At 70.1% G+C, this 19,260-nt stretch carries 19 protein-coding genes and 1 pseudogene; 9 read left to right on the top strand and 11 right to left on the bottom strand.

Annotation, left to right across the window (positions count from 1 at the left end; genetic code table 11):
• Positions 1-57: 57 nt before the first annotated feature.
• The 8 genes and pseudogenes from FFG40_RS16930 to FFG40_RS16895 all read right to left on the bottom strand — a co-directional run bounded on the left by FFG40_RS16930 (position 58) and on the right by FFG40_RS16895 (position 7,187).
• On the bottom strand, positions 58-1,437 hold the full coding sequence (locus FFG40_RS16930; protein WP_138803794.1) for an MFS transporter: 1,380 nt from the start codon (positions 1,435-1,437) through the stop codon (positions 58-60).
• 220 nt (positions 1,438-1,657) lie between these two features.
• Positions 1,658-2,287: pseudogene (gene ribA, locus FFG40_RS16925) on the bottom strand (GTP cyclohydrolase II); the annotation flags it as partial.
• A 29-nt stretch (positions 2,288-2,316) separates the two neighbouring features.
• The gene (gene ribD / locus FFG40_RS16920; RefSeq protein ID WP_250898861.1) at positions 2,317-3,405 is read right to left on the bottom strand and encodes a bifunctional diaminohydroxyphosphoribosylaminopyrimidine deaminase/5-amino-6-(5-phosphoribosylamino)uracil reductase RibD; all 1,089 of its coding nucleotides are present in this window, start codon (positions 3,403-3,405) and stop codon (positions 2,317-2,319) included.
• A 91-nt stretch (positions 3,406-3,496) separates the two neighbouring features.
• The gene (locus tag FFG40_RS16915; protein WP_185974250.1) at positions 3,497-4,051 is read right to left on the bottom strand and encodes a GNAT family N-acetyltransferase; all 555 of its coding nucleotides are present in this window, start codon (positions 4,049-4,051) and stop codon (positions 3,497-3,499) included.
• A 2-nt stretch (positions 4,052-4,053) separates the two neighbouring features.
• Positions 4,054-5,064: a tryptophan--tRNA ligase gene (gene trpS / locus FFG40_RS16910; protein WP_138803791.1), complete on the bottom strand. Its 1,011-nt coding sequence runs from the start codon at positions 5,062-5,064 to the stop codon at positions 4,054-4,056.
• A gap of 40 nt (positions 5,065-5,104) precedes the next feature.
• On the bottom strand, positions 5,105-5,947 hold the full coding sequence (locus FFG40_RS16905; protein ID WP_138803790.1) for an exodeoxyribonuclease III: 843 nt from the start codon (positions 5,945-5,947) through the stop codon (positions 5,105-5,107).
• A 127-nt stretch (positions 5,948-6,074) separates the two neighbouring features.
• Positions 6,075-6,347, bottom strand: coding sequence for an HPr family phosphocarrier protein (locus tag FFG40_RS16900; protein ID WP_022905912.1), 273 nt, complete (start codon positions 6,345-6,347; stop codon positions 6,075-6,077).
• 69 nt (positions 6,348-6,416) lie between these two features.
• Positions 6,417-7,187 (bottom strand): DeoR/GlpR family DNA-binding transcription regulator, encoded by a 771-nt coding sequence (locus tag FFG40_RS16895; protein ID WP_138803789.1) that lies wholly within the window; start codon positions 7,185-7,187, stop codon positions 6,417-6,419.
• Between the two features lie 251 nt (positions 7,188-7,438).
• On the opposite strand from FFG40_RS16895, the gene ptsP reads away from it, so the two are divergent.
• The 9 genes from ptsP to FFG40_RS16850 all read left to right on the top strand — a co-directional run bounded on the left by ptsP (position 7,439) and on the right by FFG40_RS16850 (position 15,900).
• A complete protein-coding gene (gene ptsP / locus FFG40_RS16890) occupies positions 7,439-9,097 on the top strand; it encodes a phosphoenolpyruvate--protein phosphotransferase (RefSeq protein ID WP_138803788.1) in 1,659 nt (552 codons plus the stop codon).
• 68 nt (positions 9,098-9,165) lie between these two features.
• Positions 9,166-10,713 carry a PTS mannitol transporter subunit IICB gene (locus FFG40_RS16885; protein ID WP_027466425.1) on the top strand — a complete coding sequence of 516 codons (1,548 nt, stop codon included), beginning with the start codon at positions 9,166-9,168 and terminating at the stop codon, positions 10,711-10,713.
• Between the two features lie 88 nt (positions 10,714-10,801).
• Complete coding sequence (locus tag FFG40_RS16880) at positions 10,802-11,239, top strand: PTS sugar transporter subunit IIA (RefSeq protein ID WP_071244331.1); 438 nt, start codon at positions 10,802-10,804, stop codon at positions 11,237-11,239.
• Positions 11,236-12,393, top strand: coding sequence for a mannitol-1-phosphate 5-dehydrogenase (locus FFG40_RS16875; RefSeq protein ID WP_138803787.1), 1,158 nt, complete (start codon positions 11,236-11,238; stop codon positions 12,391-12,393). Before FFG40_RS16880 ends, FFG40_RS16875 begins: the two co-directional genes overlap by 4 nt.
• 90 nt (positions 12,394-12,483) lie before the next feature.
• Positions 12,484-13,416 carry an NADP-dependent oxidoreductase gene (locus FFG40_RS16870; RefSeq protein ID WP_138803786.1) on the top strand — a complete coding sequence of 311 codons (933 nt, stop codon included), beginning with the start codon at positions 12,484-12,486 and terminating at the stop codon, positions 13,414-13,416.
• 121 nt (positions 13,417-13,537) lie between these two features.
• Entirely contained in the window at positions 13,538-14,023 is a 486-nt protein-coding gene (locus FFG40_RS16865) for a DUF805 domain-containing protein (RefSeq protein WP_138803785.1), read from the top strand.
• Positions 14,024-14,105: 82 nt separating this feature from the next.
• Positions 14,106-14,690 (top strand): DUF805 domain-containing protein, encoded by a 585-nt coding sequence (locus FFG40_RS16860; RefSeq protein WP_138803784.1) that lies wholly within the window; start codon positions 14,106-14,108, stop codon positions 14,688-14,690.
• Positions 14,687-15,211, top strand: a complete 525-nt coding sequence (locus FFG40_RS16855; RefSeq protein WP_138803783.1) for a DUF805 domain-containing protein — start codon at positions 14,687-14,689, stop codon at positions 15,209-15,211. The genes FFG40_RS16860 and FFG40_RS16855 overlap by 4 nt, the downstream gene beginning before the upstream one ends.
• A complete protein-coding gene (locus FFG40_RS16850) occupies positions 15,208-15,900 on the top strand; it encodes a DUF805 domain-containing protein (RefSeq protein WP_138803782.1) in 693 nt (230 codons plus the stop codon). Before FFG40_RS16855 ends, FFG40_RS16850 begins: the two co-directional genes overlap by 4 nt.
• Before the next feature lie 67 nt (positions 15,901-15,967).
• Here the strand turns inward: FFG40_RS16850 and FFG40_RS16845 are convergent, their stop codons facing one another.
• Genes FFG40_RS16845 through sdhA form a run of 3 tightly spaced genes read right to left on the bottom strand, consistent with a single transcriptional unit; the run spans position 15,968 to position 19,229 of the window.
• Complete coding sequence (locus FFG40_RS16845) at positions 15,968-16,609, bottom strand: TNT domain-containing protein (RefSeq protein ID WP_071244287.1); 642 nt, start codon at positions 16,607-16,609, stop codon at positions 15,968-15,970.
• Between the two features lie 51 nt (positions 16,610-16,660).
• Positions 16,661-17,434: a succinate dehydrogenase iron-sulfur subunit gene (locus FFG40_RS16840; RefSeq protein WP_071244286.1), complete on the bottom strand. Its 774-nt coding sequence runs from the start codon at positions 17,432-17,434 to the stop codon at positions 16,661-16,663.
• Position 17,435: 1 nt separating this feature from the next.
• Positions 17,436-19,229: a succinate dehydrogenase flavoprotein subunit gene (sdhA, locus tag FFG40_RS16835; protein ID WP_027466445.1), complete on the bottom strand. Its 1,794-nt coding sequence runs from the start codon at positions 19,227-19,229 to the stop codon at positions 17,436-17,438.
• Between the last annotated feature and the right edge of the window lie 31 nt (positions 19,230-19,260).

Raw genomic sequence — 19,260 nt, 5'->3', positions numbered from 1 at the left:
GACGGGAGGCCCGGCGCCAGCTGGCACCGGGCCTCCCGTCCGTCAGGTGGTCGCCGATCAGGCGTCGGCGAAGTCCTTCGACTTCGTCTCGCGCACGAAGAGCAGCGCGACCAGGGTCACGACCGCGGCGATCGTCAGGTACAGGCCGACCAGGAAGATGTTGCCGTCCGGCTTCCAGAGTGCCAACGCGATGGTCGGGGCGAGTGACGCACCGAGGATCGACGCGACGTTGTACGCGATGGCCGAGCCGGTGTACCGGACGTTCGTCGGGAACAGCTCGGGCAGCAGCGCACCCATCGGACCGAAGGTCAGCCCCATCAGCGAGAGCCCGACGACGAGGAACGTCACCACGGTGATCGGCCCACTCGACGCCGCGAACCAGAACTGGAACGTCAGGCCGAACAGCGCGATGCCGATCGTGGTCGGGATGAGGGTCTTGCGGCGGCCGAACCTGTCGGCGAGCAGCCCGGCGATCGGGGTGAAGATGCCGAAGAACACGACGCCGATCATGAGCAGCGTCAGGAACTCGCCACGGGTGTAGCCGAGGCCGACCTTCGGGACGAGCGGGCTGTTCTCGGTGCCGGTGGTGCCGTACTGCAGGGTGAAGGTCGTCAGGAAGTAGAAGAGCACGTAGGTGGCGACCATGCCGAAGGTGCCGATGATGACCGCCCGCCACGAGGTGCGGAACACCCGGCCGAGCGGGACCTTCGCGACCGTGCCGGACTCCTGCACACCGCGGAACACCGGCGACTCGACGAGCTTGAAGCGCACGTAGAGGCCGATGATGACGAGCACGGCGGAGAGCAGGAACGGGATGCGCCAGCCCCACGCCTGGAAGTCGGCGTTCGGGGTCCCGTCTGCGCCGGCGGGCATCGCCGCGTTGATCGCGATGAACAGGCCGTTCGCGAGCAGGAAGCCGATCGGGGCACCGAGCTGCGGCATCGAGCCGAACACGCCGCGCTTGCCCTTCGGCGCGTTCTCGGTCGCGAGCAGGGCCGCGCCGGACCACTCGCCGCCGAGCCCGACGCCCTGGGCGAAGCGCATCACGGCGAGCAGGACCGGGGCCCAGACCCCGATGGTGTCGAACGTCGGCAGGCAGCCGATCAGGAACGTGGCGGTGCCCATCACGAGCAACGATGCGACGAGGGTGGTCTTGCGGCCGATCCGGTCGCCGAAGTGTCCGAAGACGATCGACCCGACCGGCCGGGCGAAGAACGCCAGGGCGAACGTGACGAAGGAGGACAGCTGCGAGGCCGTCGGGTCCTCGTTCGGGAAGAACAGCGTCGGGAAGACGAGCACCGCGGCGGTCGCGTAGACGTAGAAGTCGTAGAACTCGATCGACGTGCCGACGAGGCTTGCGATGACGACGCGGGAGCGCGGGTTGCCGGCGGGTGCCGGAGCGGAGGTGGGGGTTGCGGGTGCCGGGGCGGCGGTCATGACAGTGCGGGGTCTTCCGTGCTGCGTGCTCCCGACGGGGAACACGAGGATCCGAAACGGCGGACACCGATCGGTTCGCGCGGGGTGGCGCGGGCACCGATCGGGTGCGTTCGGCTGAGGGGGGGCCGCTTGTGACGGAAGCCCGATCATACGACAGATGTCGTCTGCCTGCGAATCAGCCCAGAGTCAGCTGGCTGCAGCGTCCGTTGCCGGCGCGTGCTCAGGCGCCCGCGCCGGCACCCGCTTCGAGGTGCTCGGGCAGCTGGTGGCCCATCCGGTCGCGCTTGGTGTCGAGGTACCCGGCGTTCTGTGCCGAGATGCCGACGACGAGCGGCACGAGGGAGTCGACGGTGATGCCGTGCTCCTCGAGCTGGCGGCGCTTCTCCGGGTTGTTGGACAGCAGCCGGACGCGGGTGATCCCGAGGTCGGCGAGGATGCCCGCGGCGCCGCCGTAGGCGCGGGAGTCGGCGGGCAGGCCGAGCGCGAGGTTGGCGTCGAGGGTGTCGAGACCGTCCTCTTGCAGGCGGTAGGCCTTGAGCTTGTTGATGAGACCGATGCCGCGGCCCTCTTGCCCGCGCAGGTAGATGACCACACCGCCCTCGGCCGCGATCGTGTCGAGCGCGGCGTCGAGCTGGGGGCCGCACTCGCACTTGAGCGACCCGAAGGCCTCACCGGTCAGGCACTCGGAGTGCACCCGGACGAGCGCGCCGTCGGTCGGCATCGAGCCGTCCGGCAGGGTGCCGATGATCGCGACGTGCTCCGCGCTCGTCACGAGGTCGCGGTAGGCGCGCATCTGGAAGGTGCCGTGGGTGGTCGGCACGTTCGTCGACACCTCGAACTTGACCGGGCTTCCCGGCGTGGGCGAGGTCAGCGCATCGGTCATGGGGTGCTCCGGTCGTTCGTGGGCCCGTCGTTCCCGAGCCCGGGTGTCGCGTCGTGCTGCTGCTGGCGGTCGTGCTGGTGCTGGTTCTGGTGCTGCGGACGGTGCGGTCGGGCTCGTACCAGCAGGTCGGGGCCGAGGCTGGTGGTCGATAGTACGTCCAACCGCCGACGGTCGGAGATGCTTCCCACCCCCAGGTCGTCGAGGGCGACACGGGGTCCGCCGAGCAGCACCGGGGCGAGGTACACCAGGTACTCGTCGACGAGTCCGGCGGCGATGAGCGCCGAGGCGACCGTGGGGCCACCCTCGACGAACACCGAGTGCACGCCGTGCCCGCGCAGCGCACCGAGCGAGGTGGCCAGGTCGTGTCCGGGCAGGGTGACGAGCCCGCGCGGGTGCCGACGGACCGCGGCGTCGGCCGGCACCGGGCGGTCACCGAGCACCACGGCGAGCGGCTGGTCGGCGAGCAGTTCGCCGGCGTCCCCGCGGGCGGTCAGGCTCGGGTCGTCGGCCAGGACGGTGCCGGTGCCGACGAGGATCGCGTCGTGGGCGGCGCGCTGTTCGTGGACGTGCTGTCGTGCGGCGGCGCCGGTGATCCACTTGCTCGTGCCGTCGGCAGCGGCGGCGCGCCCGTCGAGGCTGGAGGCCCACTTCACGGTGACCCACGGTCGGCCGAGCCGGACCGAGAGCAGCCACCGTTCGAGGAACGCCTCGGCCTGGTCGGCCAGGACGCCGGAGACGACCTGCACCCCGGCGGCGCGGAGTCGGTCGGCGCCGCCGTGCACGTCGGCTCCGGGGTCGTCGATCGCGTAGACGACCCGGGCGATCCCGGCGTCGAGCAGTGCCACGGCGCACGGTCCGGTGCGCCCGACGTGGTTGCAGGGTTCGAGGGTGACGACCGCCGTCGCGCCGCGCAGCAGTGCCGGATCGACCTTGGCCATCGCGTCGACCTCGGCGTGCGGGGTGCCGGCGCCCTTGTGCCACCCCTCGGCGAGAACCTCACCGGTGGGCGAGAGGATCACTGCGCCGACGCGGGCGTGGTCGCCGACGGCGGGCCCGAGGGCCGCGAGTTCGAGCCCGCGGCGCATCGCCCGGACCTCGGTGGGTCGTGCCGTGTCGCTCACGGGCCGAGCCTACCGGCGGTGGTTGGGTGACACGTCACCACGGTTGTGAGCGCGTTCAGGCGCTGGGCCACGGGAGCTCGGAGGTGGGAACACCGTCGGCGCGTCGCAGTGCGGTCCACGCCGTGGTCGGGCCGCCGTCCCGGTCCGGCACCCGGGCTGCGCCGAGGCCGGTGTACGAGAACCCGGCCGCGCGGGCGACCGCCGCCGAGGCCGTGTTGCCCTCGTAGCACTCCCAGTAGACGTCCGGCGCGCCCTGCTCGAACGCCCAGTCGACCACGAGCCGGACGGCGTCGTGCATGAGCCCGGCACCGCGCGCGGACGGTGCGAGCCAGAACCCGAGGTCACGACCGGCCGTGCGGTAGCTGATGATGCCCGCCAGCCACGTCGAACCGGCCGGTCGGATCGCCCACGTGTACTCGCGGTCCGAGGCCCACCCCGGTCCGACCAGGGCGTCGACGAAGGTGCGGGCGTCCTGCTCGCGGTACGGCGTCGGCACCGTTGTCCACCGGACGATCTCCGGGTCCTGGCAGGCCTCGGTGATCGCCGCGGTGTCGGCGCGGGTGGGGAGGTCGAGCCGGACCCGCGCCGACTCGAGCGTGACGGGCTGCACGGTCAGCCGCGCGACCGCGGGACGAACCCGATGCGGTCGTAGACGCGGGCCAGGGTCTCCTGCGCGATCGATTCGGCGCGATCGGCGCCGACGGCGAGCAGCCGGTCGAGCTCCGCCGGGTCGTCGAGGAGTTCGAGTGTGCGGGCGCGGACCGGTTCGAGCTCGGCCACGACGGCGTCGGCGACCTCGCCCTTCAGGTCGCCGTAGCCCTTGCCGGCGAACGATTCCTCGAGCGCGGCGATCGAGGTGCCGGTGAACGCCGACAGGATCGACAGCAGGTTCGTCACGCCGGGCTTGGCCTGGCGGTCGGCCCGGATCTCGCGCTCGGCGTCGGTGACGGCCGACTTGATCTTCTTGGCGGTGCGCTTCGGGTCGTCGAGCAGGCGGATGAGGCCGTTGTCCGACACTGCGGACTTGCTCATCTTGCTGGTCGGGTCCTGCAGGTCGTAGATGCGCGCGGTCTCGGTCAGGATCCGTGCCTCGGGCGTGACGAAGGTGTCACCGAACCGCGAGTTGAAGCGTCCGGCCAGGTCACGCGTGAGCTCGACGTGCTGGCGCTGGTCGTCGCCGACCGGCACGACCCTGGTGTCGTAGAGCAGGATGTCCGCGGCCATCAGGATCGGGTATGTGAAGAGCCCGACCGACGCGGCCTCGGCACCCTGGCGTGCCGACTTGTCCTTGAACTGGGTCATCCGGCTCGCCTCGCCGAAGCCGGTCAGGGTGTTCAGCACCCAGGCGAGTTCGGCGTGCGCGGGCACGTGCGACTGCACGAAGAGCGTCGCCTTGGACGGGTCGATGCCCGACGCGATGTACTGCGCAGCGGTGGCCCGGGTGTTCGCGCGGAGCTCGGCCGGGTCCTGGGGTGAGGTGATCGCGTGCATGTCGACGACGCAGTAGATGGCGTCGTAGTCGTCGAGCAGGGTCCTCCACTGCATGAGCGCCCCGACGTAGTTGCCGAGGTGCAGCGATCCGGCGGACGGCTGGATGCCCGAGAAGATGCGGGTCTTGGTCATGGTGGTGCTCCGGTGCGTCAGGTGAAGCGAGAGAAGAGGGTCAGAGTTCGTAGTCGACGACCACGGGGGCGTGGTCGGACCATCGCTGGTCGTACGCCGCGGCGCGGTCGACCGTGTACTCCGTGACCTTGGCGGCCAGGTCGGGCGTCGCCATCTGGTAGTCGATGCGCCAGCCGGTGTCGTTGTCGAACGCCTGACCGCGCCACGACCACCACGTGAACGGACCGTCGACGTCGCCGGCCTGGGCGCGGCCCACGTCGACCCATCCGAGCCCGGGGCCCGTGGAGCCGTCGGCACCCTCGACCGGTTCGCCGTCGGCGCCGAAGAACCGCGAGAAGTAGGCGCGCTCACGCGGCAGGAAGCCGGCTCGCTTGACGTTGCCCTTCCAGTTCTTGATGTCGCGCTCGTCGTGCCCGACGTTCAGGTCCCCGACGACGACGGCGAGCGGGTTGTGTTCGCGGAGCGCCGGCAGCCGCTCGGTCATCGCGTCGAGGAACTTCCACTTCTCGTCCTGCTTGGGGGTGTCGACCTCGCCCGAGTGCACGTACGTGGAGACCACCGTGACGGTCGTCCCGCCGATCTCGTAGTCGGCCTCGAGCCAGCGGCCGGCGGAGTCGAAGTCGTCGGCGCCCAGTGCGACGCGGTGGATCTGCGCGGAGTGCCGCGAGGCGATCGCCACCCCGGCCCGGCCCTTCGCGGTCGCCGGGTCGTGCACGACGTCCCACTCGTCACCGAGCAGACCGGCGAGGTCGTCGCTCGACGCGCGGACCTCCTGCAGGGCGAGCACGTCGACGTCGCGGGTGGCGAGCCAGTCGCCCATGCCCTTGCGGAAGGCGGCGCGGACGCCGTTCACGTTGACGGATGCGAGGCGCAGGCGTGTCATGCAGAACACCTTATCGGCGGGTGCCGACAGCCCTGGACGCCCCCAAGGACGGACGGGAGGCACGGTGCCAGCTGGCACCGTGCCTCCCGTCCGCTCTGTGGTCGCGTGCAGGACGCGACCTGCGCGATCAGGCCGCGTCGTGGTCCGTCTTGAGGAACTCGACGAGGCTGTCCGCCGTGGTCTCGGCGTCGTCGCCCGACACGGTGAGGGTGACCTCGTCGCCGTTCTCGATGCCGAGCCCGAGCAGGGCGAGGATGCTGCCGGCGTTCCCGGACTTGTCGCCCTTGGCGATCGTGACCTGGTGCCCCGACGCCGTCACGGTCTGGACGAAGAGGGATGCGGGGCGAGCGTGCAGGCCGGATGCGCTGGCGACGGTCACGGTGCGGGTGGCTTCGGACATCGATGTACTCCTGTCGATGGGTGGTTGGCTCATGCTAGCGAGCGCTGGGTGGGCGGGAACGGGGTGCGGTCAGGGTCGGCCGGGCCAGAAGACCTCGGTGCCGGCGGCCTCGACCTCGCGGACCAGGTCGAGGTTGACGGCGGGGTCGGTGATGATCGTGTCGATCGCGGCGAGCGGGGCGACGCGACCGAACTCCTCGCGGCCGAACTTGGTGTGGTCGGCGAGCAGGATGCTCCGTCGTGCGGACTTGATCATCGCGCTCTTCACGGCGGCCTCGGCCATGTTGTGGGTCGTCAGGCCGCGCTCCGGCGTGATGCCGTTGATGCTGATGAAGGCGACGTCGACGCTGACCATGCCGATGAGCTGGTGCGTCCAGGTGCCGACGCCGGCCAGGGAGTCGCTGCGGATGTTGCCGCCGAGCAGGTGCAGGTCGATGCCCGGGCGGTTCGCGACGGCGGTGGCGACGGGGAGCGAGTGCGTGACGACGGTCAGCCCGCGGTCGGTCGGCAGCAGCTCGGCCAGGCAGATGGTCGAGGTGCCGGCATCGATCATGATCGAGCCGTTCTCCGGCAGTTCCGCCAGGGCGGCCTCGGCGATGACCATCTTCTCGGTCTGGTTGATGCCGCCACGGTCGCCGACGCCGGGGTGCAGGGTGATCCGCTCGACGGGGATCGCACCGCCGTGCGCACGACGGACGAGGCCGCGGCGCTCGAGGCTCGTCAGGTCGCGGCGGATGGTCTCGGGCGTGACGGCGAGCAACTCGGCCAGGTCCTTGACGTCCACCCGGCCATGCGCGCGCGCCTGCTCGACGATGCGCTGGTGGCGTTCTGGTGCGTACATCGGACCTCGTCGTCTCGGGTCGGAACGGAACGGACAAGCTCGGGCACGACATCCGCGATGTCGTCCCCTGCGTTCGATCCGCCAGACGCAAACGGGCATCTGTTTCTGTATTTTTATCCCCGGATGTGTTTGTTTGTCAACGCGAAGCGGGGTAGTGTGCTGCTCAGCCGCACGGGCGTGGTCCGTTCCCGTGTCGTGTGCACCGAACGATCCACCCCACCGCAAGCGCGTGTGAGATGAAGGAGTCTCGAATGTCCGAACTGCTCGGCACCGGCGTCGGCCGTGGCGTTGCCCACGGCCCCGTGCTCCGGATGGCTGACCCGCTCGGCGAACCGTCGAAGGACGCCCTGGTGGGCTCGGCCGACGACGCGAAGCAGGCCGTGCACGACGCGCTGGCCGCCGTGGCGGACGACCTCAACAAGCGCGGGCAGCTGGCCGGTGGCGACGCACAGGCCGTGCTCGAGGCCCAGGCGCTCATGGCGCAGGACCCGACGCTCCTCGACGACGTGCACACCCGCATCGACGGCGGCACCAACGCCGAGCGCGCCGTGTACGAGGCGTTCGCCCAGTTCCGCGAACTGCTCGTCGGCATGGGCGGCTACATGGGGGAGCGCGCGGCCGACCTCGACGACGTCGCCCAGCGCATCATCGCCAAGCTCCGCGGCGTGCACGCCCCCGGTGTCCCCGAGTCGGACACCCCCTTCGTCCTCGTCGCCCGCGACCTCGCCCCGGCGGACACCGCGCTGCTCGACCTCGAGAAGGTCCTGGCGCTCGTCACCCGTGACGGCGGCCCGACCTCGCACACCGCGATCCTCGCCCGTGCAAAGGGCATCACCGCCATCGTCGGTGTGACCGGCGCCGACGACCTGGCCGACGGCGTCCACGTCGTCGTCGACGCCGTGGCCGGCACCGTCTCGACCGACCCGTCCGACGCGCTCGTGGCCGAGGTCGACCAGCGCATCGCCGACCGCCTCGCCGCCGCAGCAGCACCGCTCACCGCGGGTGCGCTCGCCGACGGCCACGTCGTGCCCCTGCTCGCGAACCTCGGCAGCCCCGCCGACGCCGCCGGCGCCGTTGCTCTCGGTGCGGAGGGCGTGGGGCTCTTCCGCACCGAGTTCCTCTTCCTCGACTCGCCGAAGGCCCCCACGGTCGACGAGCAGACCGAGTCGTACCGCCAACTCCTCGCGGCGTTCCCCGGCAAGAAGGTCGTCGTGCGCGCGCTCGACGCCGGCGCCGACAAGCCCCTGCCGTTCCTCACCGACAAGGACGAGGAGAACCCGGCCCTCGGGCGCCGCGGCCTGCGTGCCCTGCGGAACCACCCCGAGGTCCTGCGTGACCAGCTCACCGCGCTCGCGCAGGCCGACGCCGCGACCGAGGCCGACCTCTGGGTCATGGCCCCGATGGTCGCCGACGCCGAGGAGACCGAGTACTTCGTCACCCTCGCCCGCGAACTCGGTATCCGCACCGCTGGTGTCATGGCCGAGGTGCCGTCGCTCGCGCTGATGGCCGAGCAGGTCTTCCAGAACGCGGACTTCGTGTCGATCGGCACGAACGACCTGACCCAGTACACGATGGCCGCCGACCGCATGCTCGGTACCGTCGCGTCCTACCAGGACCCGTGGCACCCCGCCGTCCTGCGCCTCGTCGCGCAGCTCGGCACCGCGGGCGCCACCGCCGGCAAGGCCGTCGGGATCTGCGGTGAGGCAGCAGCCGACCCGCTGCTCGCCGTCGTCCTGGTCGGTCTCGGCGCCACCACTCTGTCGATGACCCCCGCGGCTCTGGCCGACGTGCGCGCCGAACTCGGTCGTTACACGCTCGAACAGGCCCGCGAGATGGCGACGGCGGCACTCGCCGCGAGCACGGCGGCGGCCGCGAAGTCCGCTGCCGCGTCCGCGGTGCACGCCGCCTGAGCCACCACCCCCAGCACCACCCCTCCCATCACCACGCAGCAGCTCCACCACACAGAAAGTCACCGCACATGACAACGTCGTCCGTTGCAGCGCCCGACGCACCCGCGAAGTCGCGGGGCGGCGCACGCGTCGCCGTTCAGAAGTTCGGCACGTTCCTCTCCGGCATGGTCATGCCCAACATCGCGATCTTCATCGCGTGGGGCATCATCACGGCCTTCTTCATCCCGGATGGCTGGACGCCGGTCGCGGCGCTCGGCGGTTCCCGCGACGGGAGCGTCGTCGGCGTCGTCGGCCCGATCCTGACGTACCTCATCCCGCTCGCGATCGCGATCCAGGGTGGCCGCATGGTCTACGAGACCCGCGGTGCCGTCGTCGGTTCGATCTTCGCGATGGGTGTCATCCTCGGCTCCGGCACGACGATGATCCTCGGCGCGATGATCTGTGGCCCCCTCGGTGCCTACCTGGTCAAGCAGATGGACCGTCTGTGGGACGGCAAGATCAAGCCGGGCTTCGAGATGCTGGTCAACAACTACTCCGCGGGCATCCTCGGGTTCGGGTTGTTCCTGGCCGGGTTCTTCTGGCTGTCGAAGGTCTTCACCGGTATCGCCGACGCGCTCGGTGTCGCGGTGGAGTTCCTCATCACGCACTCCCTCCTGCCCCTGGCCAGTGTCTTCATCGAGCCGGCCAAGGTGTTCTTCCTGAACAACGCCATCAACCACGGTGTGCTCGACCAGCTCGGCGTCGACCAGGTCAAGGAGTCGGGCAAGTCGATCCTCTTCCTGCTCGAGGCGAACCCCGGTCCGGGCCTCGGCATCCTGCTCGCCTTCTCCTTCTTCGGCATGGGCATCGCCCGTTCGACCGCTCCCGGCGCGATCATCATCCAGTTCTTCGGTGGCATCCACGAGATCTACTTCCCGTACGTGCTGCAGAAGCCGGTCCTGTTCATCGCCGTCATCCTCGGTGGTGGCACCGGCGTGCTGACGAACGTCATCTTCAACTCGGGCCTGACCGCTCCGGCGTCTCCGGGCTCGATCATCGCGGTGCTCGGCAACACGCCCCGTGACAGCTTCGTCGGCGTCATCCTGTCGGTCGTGTTCTCGGCGGCGGTGACGTTCGCGGTCGCCGCGTTCTTCCTCCTCGCCACCCGCAAGCGCGACCGCGCCGCAGGCAACGACGGAGACATGAGCGCCGCCATGGCGAAGCTCCAGGCCAACAAGGGCCGCGACGTCAACGCGGCGACCGCCGGCCTGCTCGGCAACAACTCCCCGGCCAACGAGGAAGAGGCCGAGGCCTCCCTCGGCGGCGTCGGCTCGGCGAGCACGGCGACGGCGACGAAGGTCCAGAACCTGGTCTTCGCCTGCGACGCCGGCATGGGCTCGAGCGCGATGGGCGCCAGCGTCCTGCGCAACAAGATCAAGAAGGCGGGCATCGAAGGGGTCACGGTCTCCAACAAGGCGATTGCGAACCTGTCCGGTGACGAGGACCTGATCATCACGCAGGAAGAACTGACGGACCGCGCGAAGCAGAAGAACCCGAACGCGCAGCACGTGTCGGTCGGCAACTTCATGAACGCTCCGCAGTACGACCAGGTCGTCGAGCAGCTGAAGAACCAGTAACGCCACAACCAGTAACGAAGTGCAGTATCGGAGGGGACGGGGCTGACCCGTCCCCTCCATCTCGTCCTCAACACAAGGAGAACCCCCGATGCCCGTCCTGCAGGAGAGCCAGATCCGCATCCACACCGAGGACACCGCGCCGACCAAGTCGGAAGCGATGAAGGAGGCGGCCGAGATCCTCGAGGCTGCGGGCGCGGTCACGGCCGACTACTACCCGGCCATGCTCGAGCGTGAGAAGAGCGTGTCCACCTACATGGGCAACTTCCTCGCCATCCCGCACGGCACCAACGACGCGAAGGACGCGATCAAGTCGTCCGCCCTGTCGTTCATCCGCTACGCCAGCCCGATCGACTGGGACGGCAACCCCGTGCGCTTCGTCGTCGGCATCGCCGGTGTGAACAACGAGCACCTCGACATCCTGTCGAAGATCGCGATCGTGTTCTCCGACGAGGACGAGGTCCAGAAGCTCACCGACGCCGCCGACACCGCTGCGATCCTGTCTATCCTCGGCGAGGTCAACGAGTGAGCACCAGCACCGCCGTCCACTTCGGCGCCGGCAACATCGGCCGCGGCTTCGTCGGGCTCCTGCTCCACGAGGCCGGGTACGAGGTCGTCTTCGCCGACGTCGCCGCCCCGCTCATCGATGCCCTGGCAGCGGCCGACTCGTACACCGTGCACGAGGTCGGGGCCGGTGCCCAGGACCACGAGGTCACGAACTTCCGCGCACTGAACAGCGCGCAGGACGAGGACGGCGTGGTCGCCGAGATCGCGACCGCAGCGATCGTCACGTGTGCCGTCGGCCCGAACGTCCTGAAGTTCATCGCCCCGGTCATCGCGCGCGCGCTCGTCGCCCGTGACGCGGACGCCGCACCGATCGCCGTCATGGCGTGCGAGAACGCGCTGAACGCCACGGACCGGCTGCGCGAGTTCATCGTCGCCGCCCTGCCCGAGGACGGCCGCGACGCCGCCCTGGCCAAGGCCGTCTTCGCGAACACCGCCGTCGACCGCATCGTGCCCGCGCAGCCCGAGGGTGGCGGACTCGACGTGACCGTCGAGACCTACTTCGAGTGGGCCATCGACCGCACGCCGTTCGGTGGGAACGAGCCGGAGATCCCCGGCGCGCACTACGTCGACGGCCTCGCCGCGTCGATCGAGCGCAAGCTCTTCACGGTGAACACCGGGCACGCCACGGTCGCGTACCACGGCTTCGTCGCCGGGGCCGACAAGATCTCGGACGCCATCGCGATCCCCGCCGTGCGCTCCGAGCTCGAGTCCGTGCTCGCCGAGACGAGCGACCTGCTCATCCGCCGGCACGAGCTCGACCCCGAGGTGCACCGCGCGTACGTGCAGGCGATCATCGGCCGGTTCGAGAACCCGCACCTGCCCGACACGGTGACCCGCGTCGGGCGCCAGCCGCTCCGCAAGCTGTCGCGCGACGAGCGGTTCGTCTCGCCCGCCGCCGCGCTGGCCGAGGACGGCACCGAGCCCACGGCGCTCCTCGACGCGATGGCCGCGGCGCTCCGCTTCGACGTCGCGGACGACGAGCAGAGCGTCGAACTGCAGGCGCTGCTGGCGTCGGATGCGTCCGACGCGGACGTGGCCACGCAGATCACCGGTCTCGCTGCGGAACACCCGCTGCACGCCGCGTTCACCGAGCGGATTCGGTCCGCGCGCGCCTGACGACGTCAGCACCCACGAACAGGAGGCCCGTCACCAGCTGGTGACGGGCCTCCTGTCCGTTCCGGGGTCGCGACGCGTACCGTCGACCGCATGACGAAGCACTGGGTGGCCCCACGGTTCGGCGGCAGCGAAGTCTTGGAGTCCGTCGACACCGAGGTGCCGGCGCCCGGCCCCGGCGAGGTCACGATCGCCGTCCGCGCCGCCGGCATGAACCCGGCCGACACCAAGCACACCCGCCAGGGCGACCCCGCGGACCTGCCGATCGCCGTCGGGTACGAGGTCGCCGGCGTCCTGTCCGCCGTCGGCCCCGACACGCAGATCGCGTCCGGCGGGGGAGCGGTCGGTGACGAGGTCCTCGCGTTCCGCATCAGCGGTGGCTGGGCCGAGTCGGTCACGGTGCCCGCGGCCGACGTCTTCGCGAAACCAGCGTCGCTCGGCTTCCCGGAGGCCGCGAACCTGCTCCTCGCCGGCTCGACCGCCGCCGACATGCTCCGCGTCACCCGCGCCGAGGGGCGCGACACCGTCCTGGTGCACGGCGCCTCGGGCGCGGTCGGCGTCAGCCTGCTCCAGCAGCTGCGGCTGCTCGGCGCCCGCGTCATCGGCACCGCGTCGGAACGTGGTGCGGACGTCGTGCGACGCTTCGGTGGCGAATGGGTCGCGTACGGCGACGGCCTGGAGGCGCGTGTCCGTGACCTCGCACCGTCCGGGATCGACGTGGCACTGGACTGCGTCGGCACCGACGAGGCCGTCGACGTCTCGCTCGCGTTGGTCGCGGACCGGTCACGGATCGTGACGATCGCCGCGCAGGCGCGGGCCGCATCGGACGGCATCGCCGCGGTGGGCGGCGCACAGCCGGCCAGCAAGGCGTTCCGTGACTCGGTGCGGCAGCGGCTCATCGACCTCGCCGGCGCCGGACAGCTCGAGGTCCCGGTGGCGCGGACCTTCCCGCTGGCTGAGGCGAAGGCGGCGGCGGAACTGCTCGAGTCCGGGCACCCCGGTGGCAAGCTCGCGCTCCTGCCCTGACCGCACGGTCGGGTCAGGTGCACGGTCGGGAGAGGAGTCGTCCGCACGGATGACGCTCGCCGGCTCGGGGGAGTGCCACACTCTGTGTGGACCGACAGCCACAGCCGGAAGGAACCCACCGATGAGCGACCAGTACCCGACCCGGGACCCGTACGCCCAGTCCGCGCAGCCCGGTCCGGGCCGGCCCAGCGGCGGCAGGTCCGAGCCGCCGCTCTGGGCACCCTGGTACGGCATCCCGTTCCCCCAGGCCTTCGTGCGCTTCTGGAAGAAGTACGTGCGGTTCGACGGCCGGGCCAGCCAGTCGGAGTACTGGTTCTGGGCGCTCTGGTACCTCATCGGTTCGGTGGCAGCGGGCATCATCGGCAACGGGTTCAACGTGCTGCCGTTCGTCGACGACGGTTCGGACGGTCTCGGCAGCCTCTGGAGCCTGGCCTGCGCGCTCGGCTTCATCGCGTTGACCGTGCGACGGCTGCACGACGTGAACCTCAGCGGCCTGCTCGCGCTGGTGTTCGTCATCCCGCCGATCGGCATCCTGTTCTCGCTGATCGTCGGCCTGATGTCGTCGAACCCGCAGGGGCAGCAGTACGACCGTCCGCTGCAGGGCTGACGCGCGGTACCGGTTCTGACGGCCCCTCAGGAGTTCTGGTTCACTTGACCGTGAACATCGGCCAACACTCGAGGGGGACCACGTGAGCGACCAGTACCCGCAGGATCCGAACAACCAGCCGAACGCCCAGTTCGGCAGCGCAGCGCAGTACGGCGGAACACCGCAGTACGGCCAGCAGCCGCCGACCGGACCGAACGGCGAACCGCCGCTCTGGGCACCGTGGTACGGGATCTCGTTCGGCAAGGCCGTCGGCCGCTTCTTCAAGAAGTACGCGACGTTCAGCGGTCGTGCCAGCCGGAGTGAGTTCTGGTGGTGGTACCTCGCCAACGCGATCGTCGGCATCGTCCTCAGCATCCTGTACGGCATCGGCTTCGCGACGTCCGAGCGCTCGACCGTGTCGATGTCGTCCTCGACGTCGGCCAGCGTCCAGTCCACCGTCACCGAGCCGTCCGCGCTGTTCGTCATCTCGGGCATCCTGTTCCTGCTCTGGGGCCTCGCGATCATCGTCCCGACGCTCGCCCTCGGCTGGCGCCGCCTGCACGACGCGAACCTGACGGGCGCGCTGTGGATCATCGCGATCTTCGTCGGCATCGTCGGCATCGTCTTCGGCCTGCTGCCCTCGAACCCGCAGGGTGCGCGCTTCGACCGTCCGCAGGGCGCCCGATGACCGAGAGCACGCAGCAGTGGGCGCCCCCGCAGCAGCCCGGTCGGCAGACCGACGCCGCGGGGACGCCGCCGCGATGGGCCCCGTGGTACGGGATCTCGTTCCCGAAGGCAGTTGCGCGCTTCTTCGCGAAGTACGCCACGTTCAGCGGCCGTGCGAGCCGGAGCGAGTTCTGGTGGTGGTTCCTGGCGAACACGATCGTCACCGGCGCACTCGTGGCCATCGGCACCGTCATCCGCCTCGCCACGCTCAACAGCCGGACCGTCGACTACTACGGCAACGAGATCACCGTGGTCGATCCGGTCCCGCCGGTCTTCTGGGTCCTGCTCGTCCTGCTGGCGCTCTGGGGCCTCGCGACCCTGGTGCCGTCGCTCGCCCTCGGCTGGCGACGCCTGCACGATGCGAACCTCTCCGGGGCACTCTGGATCATCGCGCTGTTCATCGGCGTCGCCGGCATCGTCTTCGGCCTGCTGCCGTCGAACCCGCAGGGCGCACGGTACGACCGGCCGGAGACGAACCGATGAGCAACGGCGGGTTGCCCCAGTGGGGCCAGCCGGACGGCGACCAGTCGCAGGGGCAGCCGGGCCACGGGCAGCAGCCTGGGTACGGGCAGCAGCCGGGATACGGGCAGCAGCCGCAGTACGGGCAACAGCCGCAGTACGGGCAGCAGCCGGGCTCCGGACAGCAGCCGTACCAGCAGCCGTACGCCGACCCGTACCCGCAGTTCGCGCAGCCGATCCCGCTCGGTCCCGACGGGGTCCCGCCGCTCTGGGCACCGTGGTACGGCATCGGGTTCCTCGACGCGTTCACCCGGTTCTTCAAGAAGTACGCCCGGTTCGACGGCCGCGCCAGCCGGAGTGAGTTCTGGTACGCGGTGCTCGCGAACGCCATCGTGACCATCGTGCTGTTCGGCGGGTTCTACGCCGTCCTCTTCGCGACGGTCGGGGCGAATGGCGCCGTCGACGAGTACGGCAACCCCACGGGGAGCAGCGCGCCGTCGCCGTTCGCCTTCGTGCTGCTCGGGCTCTACTTCCTCTGGTGGCTCGCCACGATCGTGCCGGGCATCGCCCTGGGCTGGCGTCGCGTGCACGATGCGAACCTGGCAGGCCCGTTCTGGCTCATCGCGCTCTTCGTCAGCGCCGCCGCGATCGTGTTCGGCTGCCTGCCGTCGAGCCCGGCCGGCGCGCAGTACGACCGCCCCGACCTGCGGTAGTTCCACGGACCAGAACAGCCCGCCCCACGCGTCGAGCGTGGGGCGGGCTGTTCGTGTGTCGGAGGGCTCAGACCACCCGGAGACGGACGAGCGCACCGTCGACGACCAGGTCACGCACGGTGGCCGACGGGTCGGCGATCTGGAAGCGCAGGGCCCCGCCCGGCTGCTCGAACCACGGCTGGACGAAGCGGACGTTCACCAGGAACGGCCGGTCGACGACGTACCGGTGGGTCTCCGGCGACGAGGTCACGTGCGGGGGCAGCGACCGGCTGGGCAGCGGGGTGTCGAGCGGGTGCAGCAGGTAGCCGTCCGGGCCACCGATGCGGTCGACGGGGACGCCGGCCGGGATCTGGATGGTCAGCCCCTGCTCGCCGGCCTGTGCGACCTGCTGCGCGAGCTGCGGGTAGGTCGACGCCGCGCGGTCGCGGAGCCCCTCGAGCTCGTGGCGGGGGATGTCGCGCGGCTCCGGGAACGGACGGTTCAGGAACCGGCGCAGCATCTCGACCGCGTCGTCCTCGCCCGTGGCCTGCGCGAGACGACGAGCCGTGCCGTAGTCGACGACCTCGAGCGCGTAGCCGGAGGCGTCGGTCTGGACGATGCGGAGCGCCCCCTCGACCGGCGGTTCGTGCAGGGTCTCGCCGGGGAGCTGCACGTACCGGGTCGTATAGCCGAGCTGGTCGAGGATGGGGCGGGTGTCCGCGAACGTCATGGTCGGGAGCCTATCGGTCGGCGTGGTGCTGGGCCTTGGACGGAGCCGGGACTACGCCCGGCCGCGCATGATCGCTTGCTTGACCTCGGAGATCGCCTTCGTCACCTGGATGCCACGGGGGCACGCGTCGGTGCAGTTGAAGGTCGTGCGGCAGCGCCAGACGCCTTCCTTGTCGTTGAGGATGTCGAGGCGGACGTTCGCGGCGTCGTCGCGGGAGTCGAAGATGAACCGGTGTGCGTTCACGATCGCGGCGGGGCCGAAGTACTGCCCGTCGGTCCAGAACACCGGGCAGGACGACGTGCACGCGGCGCAGAGGATGCACTTCGTGGTGTCGTCGAAGCGGGCACGGTCGGCGACGGACTGCACGCGCTCCTTGCCGGGCGTCGGGGCCGACGAGGACTGCAGGAACGGCTGCACCTCGCGGTAGCTCTGGAAGAAGGGCTCCATGTCGACGACGAGATCCTTCTCGAGCGGCAGGCCCTTGATCGCCTCGACGTAGATCGGCTTCGAGACGTCGAGGTCCTTGATGAGGGTCTTGCACGCCAGGCGGTTGCGGCCGTTGATGCGCATGGCGTCGGACCCGCAGACGCCGTGTGCGCACGAGCGGCGGAAGGTCAGGGACCCGTCCTGCTCCCACTTGATCTTGTGCAGGGCGTCGAGGATGCGGTCGGTCGGCAGCATCATGACGTCGAAGTCCTGCCAGCGGGGCTCGTCGTCGACGTCGGGATCGAAGCGACGGACGATGACCGTGACGGAGAAGGATCCGGGAGGAGCGTCCTGCACGGTGTCGGTGCGGGGTGCGTCGGAGACCAGGGTGTCGGTCATCTCAGTACTTCCTCTCCATCGGCTGGTACCGCGTGATGACGACGGGCTTCCAGTCGAGCGTGATGTGGTCGTCGGCGAGTGACGAGTGCGGGTCGCCCGTCAGGTACGCCATGGTGTGCTGCATGTAGTTCTCGTCGTCGCGCTTCGGGTAGTCGTCGCGCATGTGGCCGCCACGGCTCTCCTTGCGGTTGCGCGCGGAGTAGACGACGACCTCGGCCAGGTCGAGCAGGAACCCGAGCTCGACGGCCTCGAGCAGGTCGGTGTTGAACCGCTTGCCCTTGTCCTGCACGGAGACCTGCATGAAGCGGTTGCGGAGCGTGTGCAGGGTCTCGGTGACCCGGGCGAGTGACTCGTCCGTGCGGAACACCTGCGCGTTCTTGTCCATCTCCTCCTGCAGCTCCTTGCGGAGGGCGGAGACGCGCTCGGTGCCGGTCGAGGCACGGAGCTGGTCGAGCATGCCGCGGACGCCGGCCGCCGGGTCTTCCGGCAGGGGGAGGAACTCGGCGGTCTGGACCCACTCGGCGGCGTTGTTGCCCGAGCGCTTGCCGAAGACGTTGATGTCGAGCAGCGAATTGGTGCCGAGGCGGTTGGAACCGTGCACGGAGACGCAGGCGCACTCGCCGGCGGCGTACAGGCCCGGGACGACGGTGGTGTTGTCGTACAGGACCTCGGCCTTGACGTTCGTCGGGATCCCGCCCATCGCGTAGTGCGCGGTCGGCATCACGGGCACCGGTTCGACGACGGGGTCGACGCCGAGGTAGGTGCGGGCGAACTCGGTGATGTCCGGCAGCTTCGTCTCGAGGACCTCGGCACCCAGGTGCGTGCAGTCGAGCAGCACGTAGTCCTTGTTCGGTCCGGCACCCCGGCCCTCGGCGACTTCCTGCACCATGCAGCGCGCGACGATGTCACGCGGTGCGAGGTCCTTGATGGTGGGGGCGTACCGCTCCATGAAGCGCTCACCCGAGGCGTTCCGGAGGATTGCGCCCTCGCCGCGGGCGCCCTCGGTCAGCAGGATGCCGAGCCCGGCGAGCCCGGTTGGGTGGAACTGGAAGAACTCCATGTCCTCGAGCGGCAGGCCCTTGCGCCACACGATGCCGACGCCGTCGCCGGTCAGGGTGTGCGCGTTCGAGGTGGTCTTGTACATCTTGCCGAAGCCGCCGGTCGCGAAGATCATCGCCTTGGCGTGGAAGACGTGCAGCTCACCGGTCGCGAGCTCGAACGCGACGACGCCGGCCGGCTGCTGGCGGGTGACACCGTCGTCACCGACGACGTCGACCATGATGAGGTCGAGCGCGTAGAACTCGTTGTAGAACTCGACGCCGAGCTTCACGCAGTTCTGGAACAGCGTCTGCAGGATCATGTGCCCGGTGCGGTCGGCGGCGTAGCAGGCCCGGCGGACCGGGGACTTGCCGTGGTCGCGGGTGTGCCCACCGAAACGGCGCTGGTCGATCTTTCCCTCGGGCGTGCGGTTGAACGGCAGGCCCATGTTCTCGAGGTCGATGACGGCGTCGATCGCCTCTTTCGCCAGGATCTCGGCGGCGTCCTGGTCGACCAGGTAGTCGCCGCCCTTGATCGTGTCGAAGGTGTGCCACTCCCATGAGTCCTCTTCGACGTTCGCGAGGGCCGCGGCCATCCCGCCCTGGGCCGCACCGGTGTGCGACCGGGTGGGGTAGAGCTTCGAGATGACGGCCGTCTTCGCCTTCGGGCCGGCTTCGATCGCGGCTCGCATGCCCGCGCCTCCGGCGCCGATGATGACGATGTCGAACTGGTGGTGGTGGACGGTGGTCTCGGTCACAGGGGTCTTTCCGTAGACGGTGGGAACGCGG

This window comes from Curtobacterium sp. KBS0715 (assembly GCF_005938005.2).
GTDB classification, from domain to species: domain Bacteria; phylum Actinomycetota; class Actinomycetes; order Actinomycetales; family Microbacteriaceae; genus Curtobacterium; species Curtobacterium flaccumfaciens.
The sequence above is the reverse complement of the archived record's forward strand: the minus strand, read 5'-3'. Positions and strand labels throughout refer to the sequence as shown.

What these genes read in the sequence shown, in the direction of transcription:
- FFG40_RS16900 (WP_022905912.1), bottom strand. Translation starts at nt 6,347, where the DNA reads ATGTCCGAAGCCACCCGCACCGTGACCGTCGCCAGCGCATCCGGCCTG.
- FFG40_RS16855 (WP_138803783.1), top strand. Translation starts at nt 14,687, where the DNA reads ATGACCGAGAGCACGCAGCAGTGGGCGCCCCCGCAGCAGCCCGGTCGG.
- FFG40_RS16870 (WP_138803786.1), top strand. Translation starts at nt 12,484, where the DNA reads ATGACGAAGCACTGGGTGGCCCCACGGTTCGGCGGCAGCGAAGTCTTG.
- FFG40_RS16880 (WP_071244331.1), top strand. Translation starts at nt 10,802, where the DNA reads ATGCCCGTCCTGCAGGAGAGCCAGATCCGCATCCACACCGAGGACACC.
- FFG40_RS16895 (WP_138803789.1), bottom strand. Translation starts at nt 7,187, where the DNA reads ATGTACGCACCAGAACGCCACCAGCGCATCGTCGAGCAGGCGCGCGCG.
- FFG40_RS16885 (WP_027466425.1), top strand. Translation starts at nt 9,166, where the DNA reads ATGACAACGTCGTCCGTTGCAGCGCCCGACGCACCCGCGAAGTCGCGG.
- FFG40_RS16865 (WP_138803785.1), top strand. Translation starts at nt 13,538, where the DNA reads ATGAGCGACCAGTACCCGACCCGGGACCCGTACGCCCAGTCCGCGCAG.
- FFG40_RS16930 (WP_138803794.1), bottom strand. Translation starts at nt 1,437, where the DNA reads ATGACCGCCGCCCCGGCACCCGCAACCCCCACCTCCGCTCCGGCACCC.
- FFG40_RS16850 (WP_138803782.1), top strand. Translation starts at nt 15,208, where the DNA reads ATGAGCAACGGCGGGTTGCCCCAGTGGGGCCAGCCGGACGGCGACCAG.
- ptsP (WP_138803788.1), top strand. Translation starts at nt 7,439, where the DNA reads ATGTCCGAACTGCTCGGCACCGGCGTCGGCCGTGGCGTTGCCCACGGC.
- trpS (WP_138803791.1), bottom strand. Translation starts at nt 5,064, where the DNA reads ATGACCAAGACCCGCATCTTCTCGGGCATCCAGCCGTCCGCCGGATCG.
- FFG40_RS16845 (WP_071244287.1), bottom strand. Translation starts at nt 16,609, where the DNA reads ATGACGTTCGCGGACACCCGCCCCATCCTCGACCAGCTCGGCTATACG.
- ribD (WP_250898861.1), bottom strand. Translation starts at nt 3,405, where the DNA reads ATGCGCCGCGGGCTCGAACTCGCGGCCCTCGGGCCCGCCGTCGGCGAC.
- FFG40_RS16905 (WP_138803790.1), bottom strand. Translation starts at nt 5,947, where the DNA reads ATGACACGCCTGCGCCTCGCATCCGTCAACGTGAACGGCGTCCGCGCC.
- FFG40_RS16840 (WP_071244286.1), bottom strand. Translation starts at nt 17,434, where the DNA reads ATGACCGACACCCTGGTCTCCGACGCACCCCGCACCGACACCGTGCAG.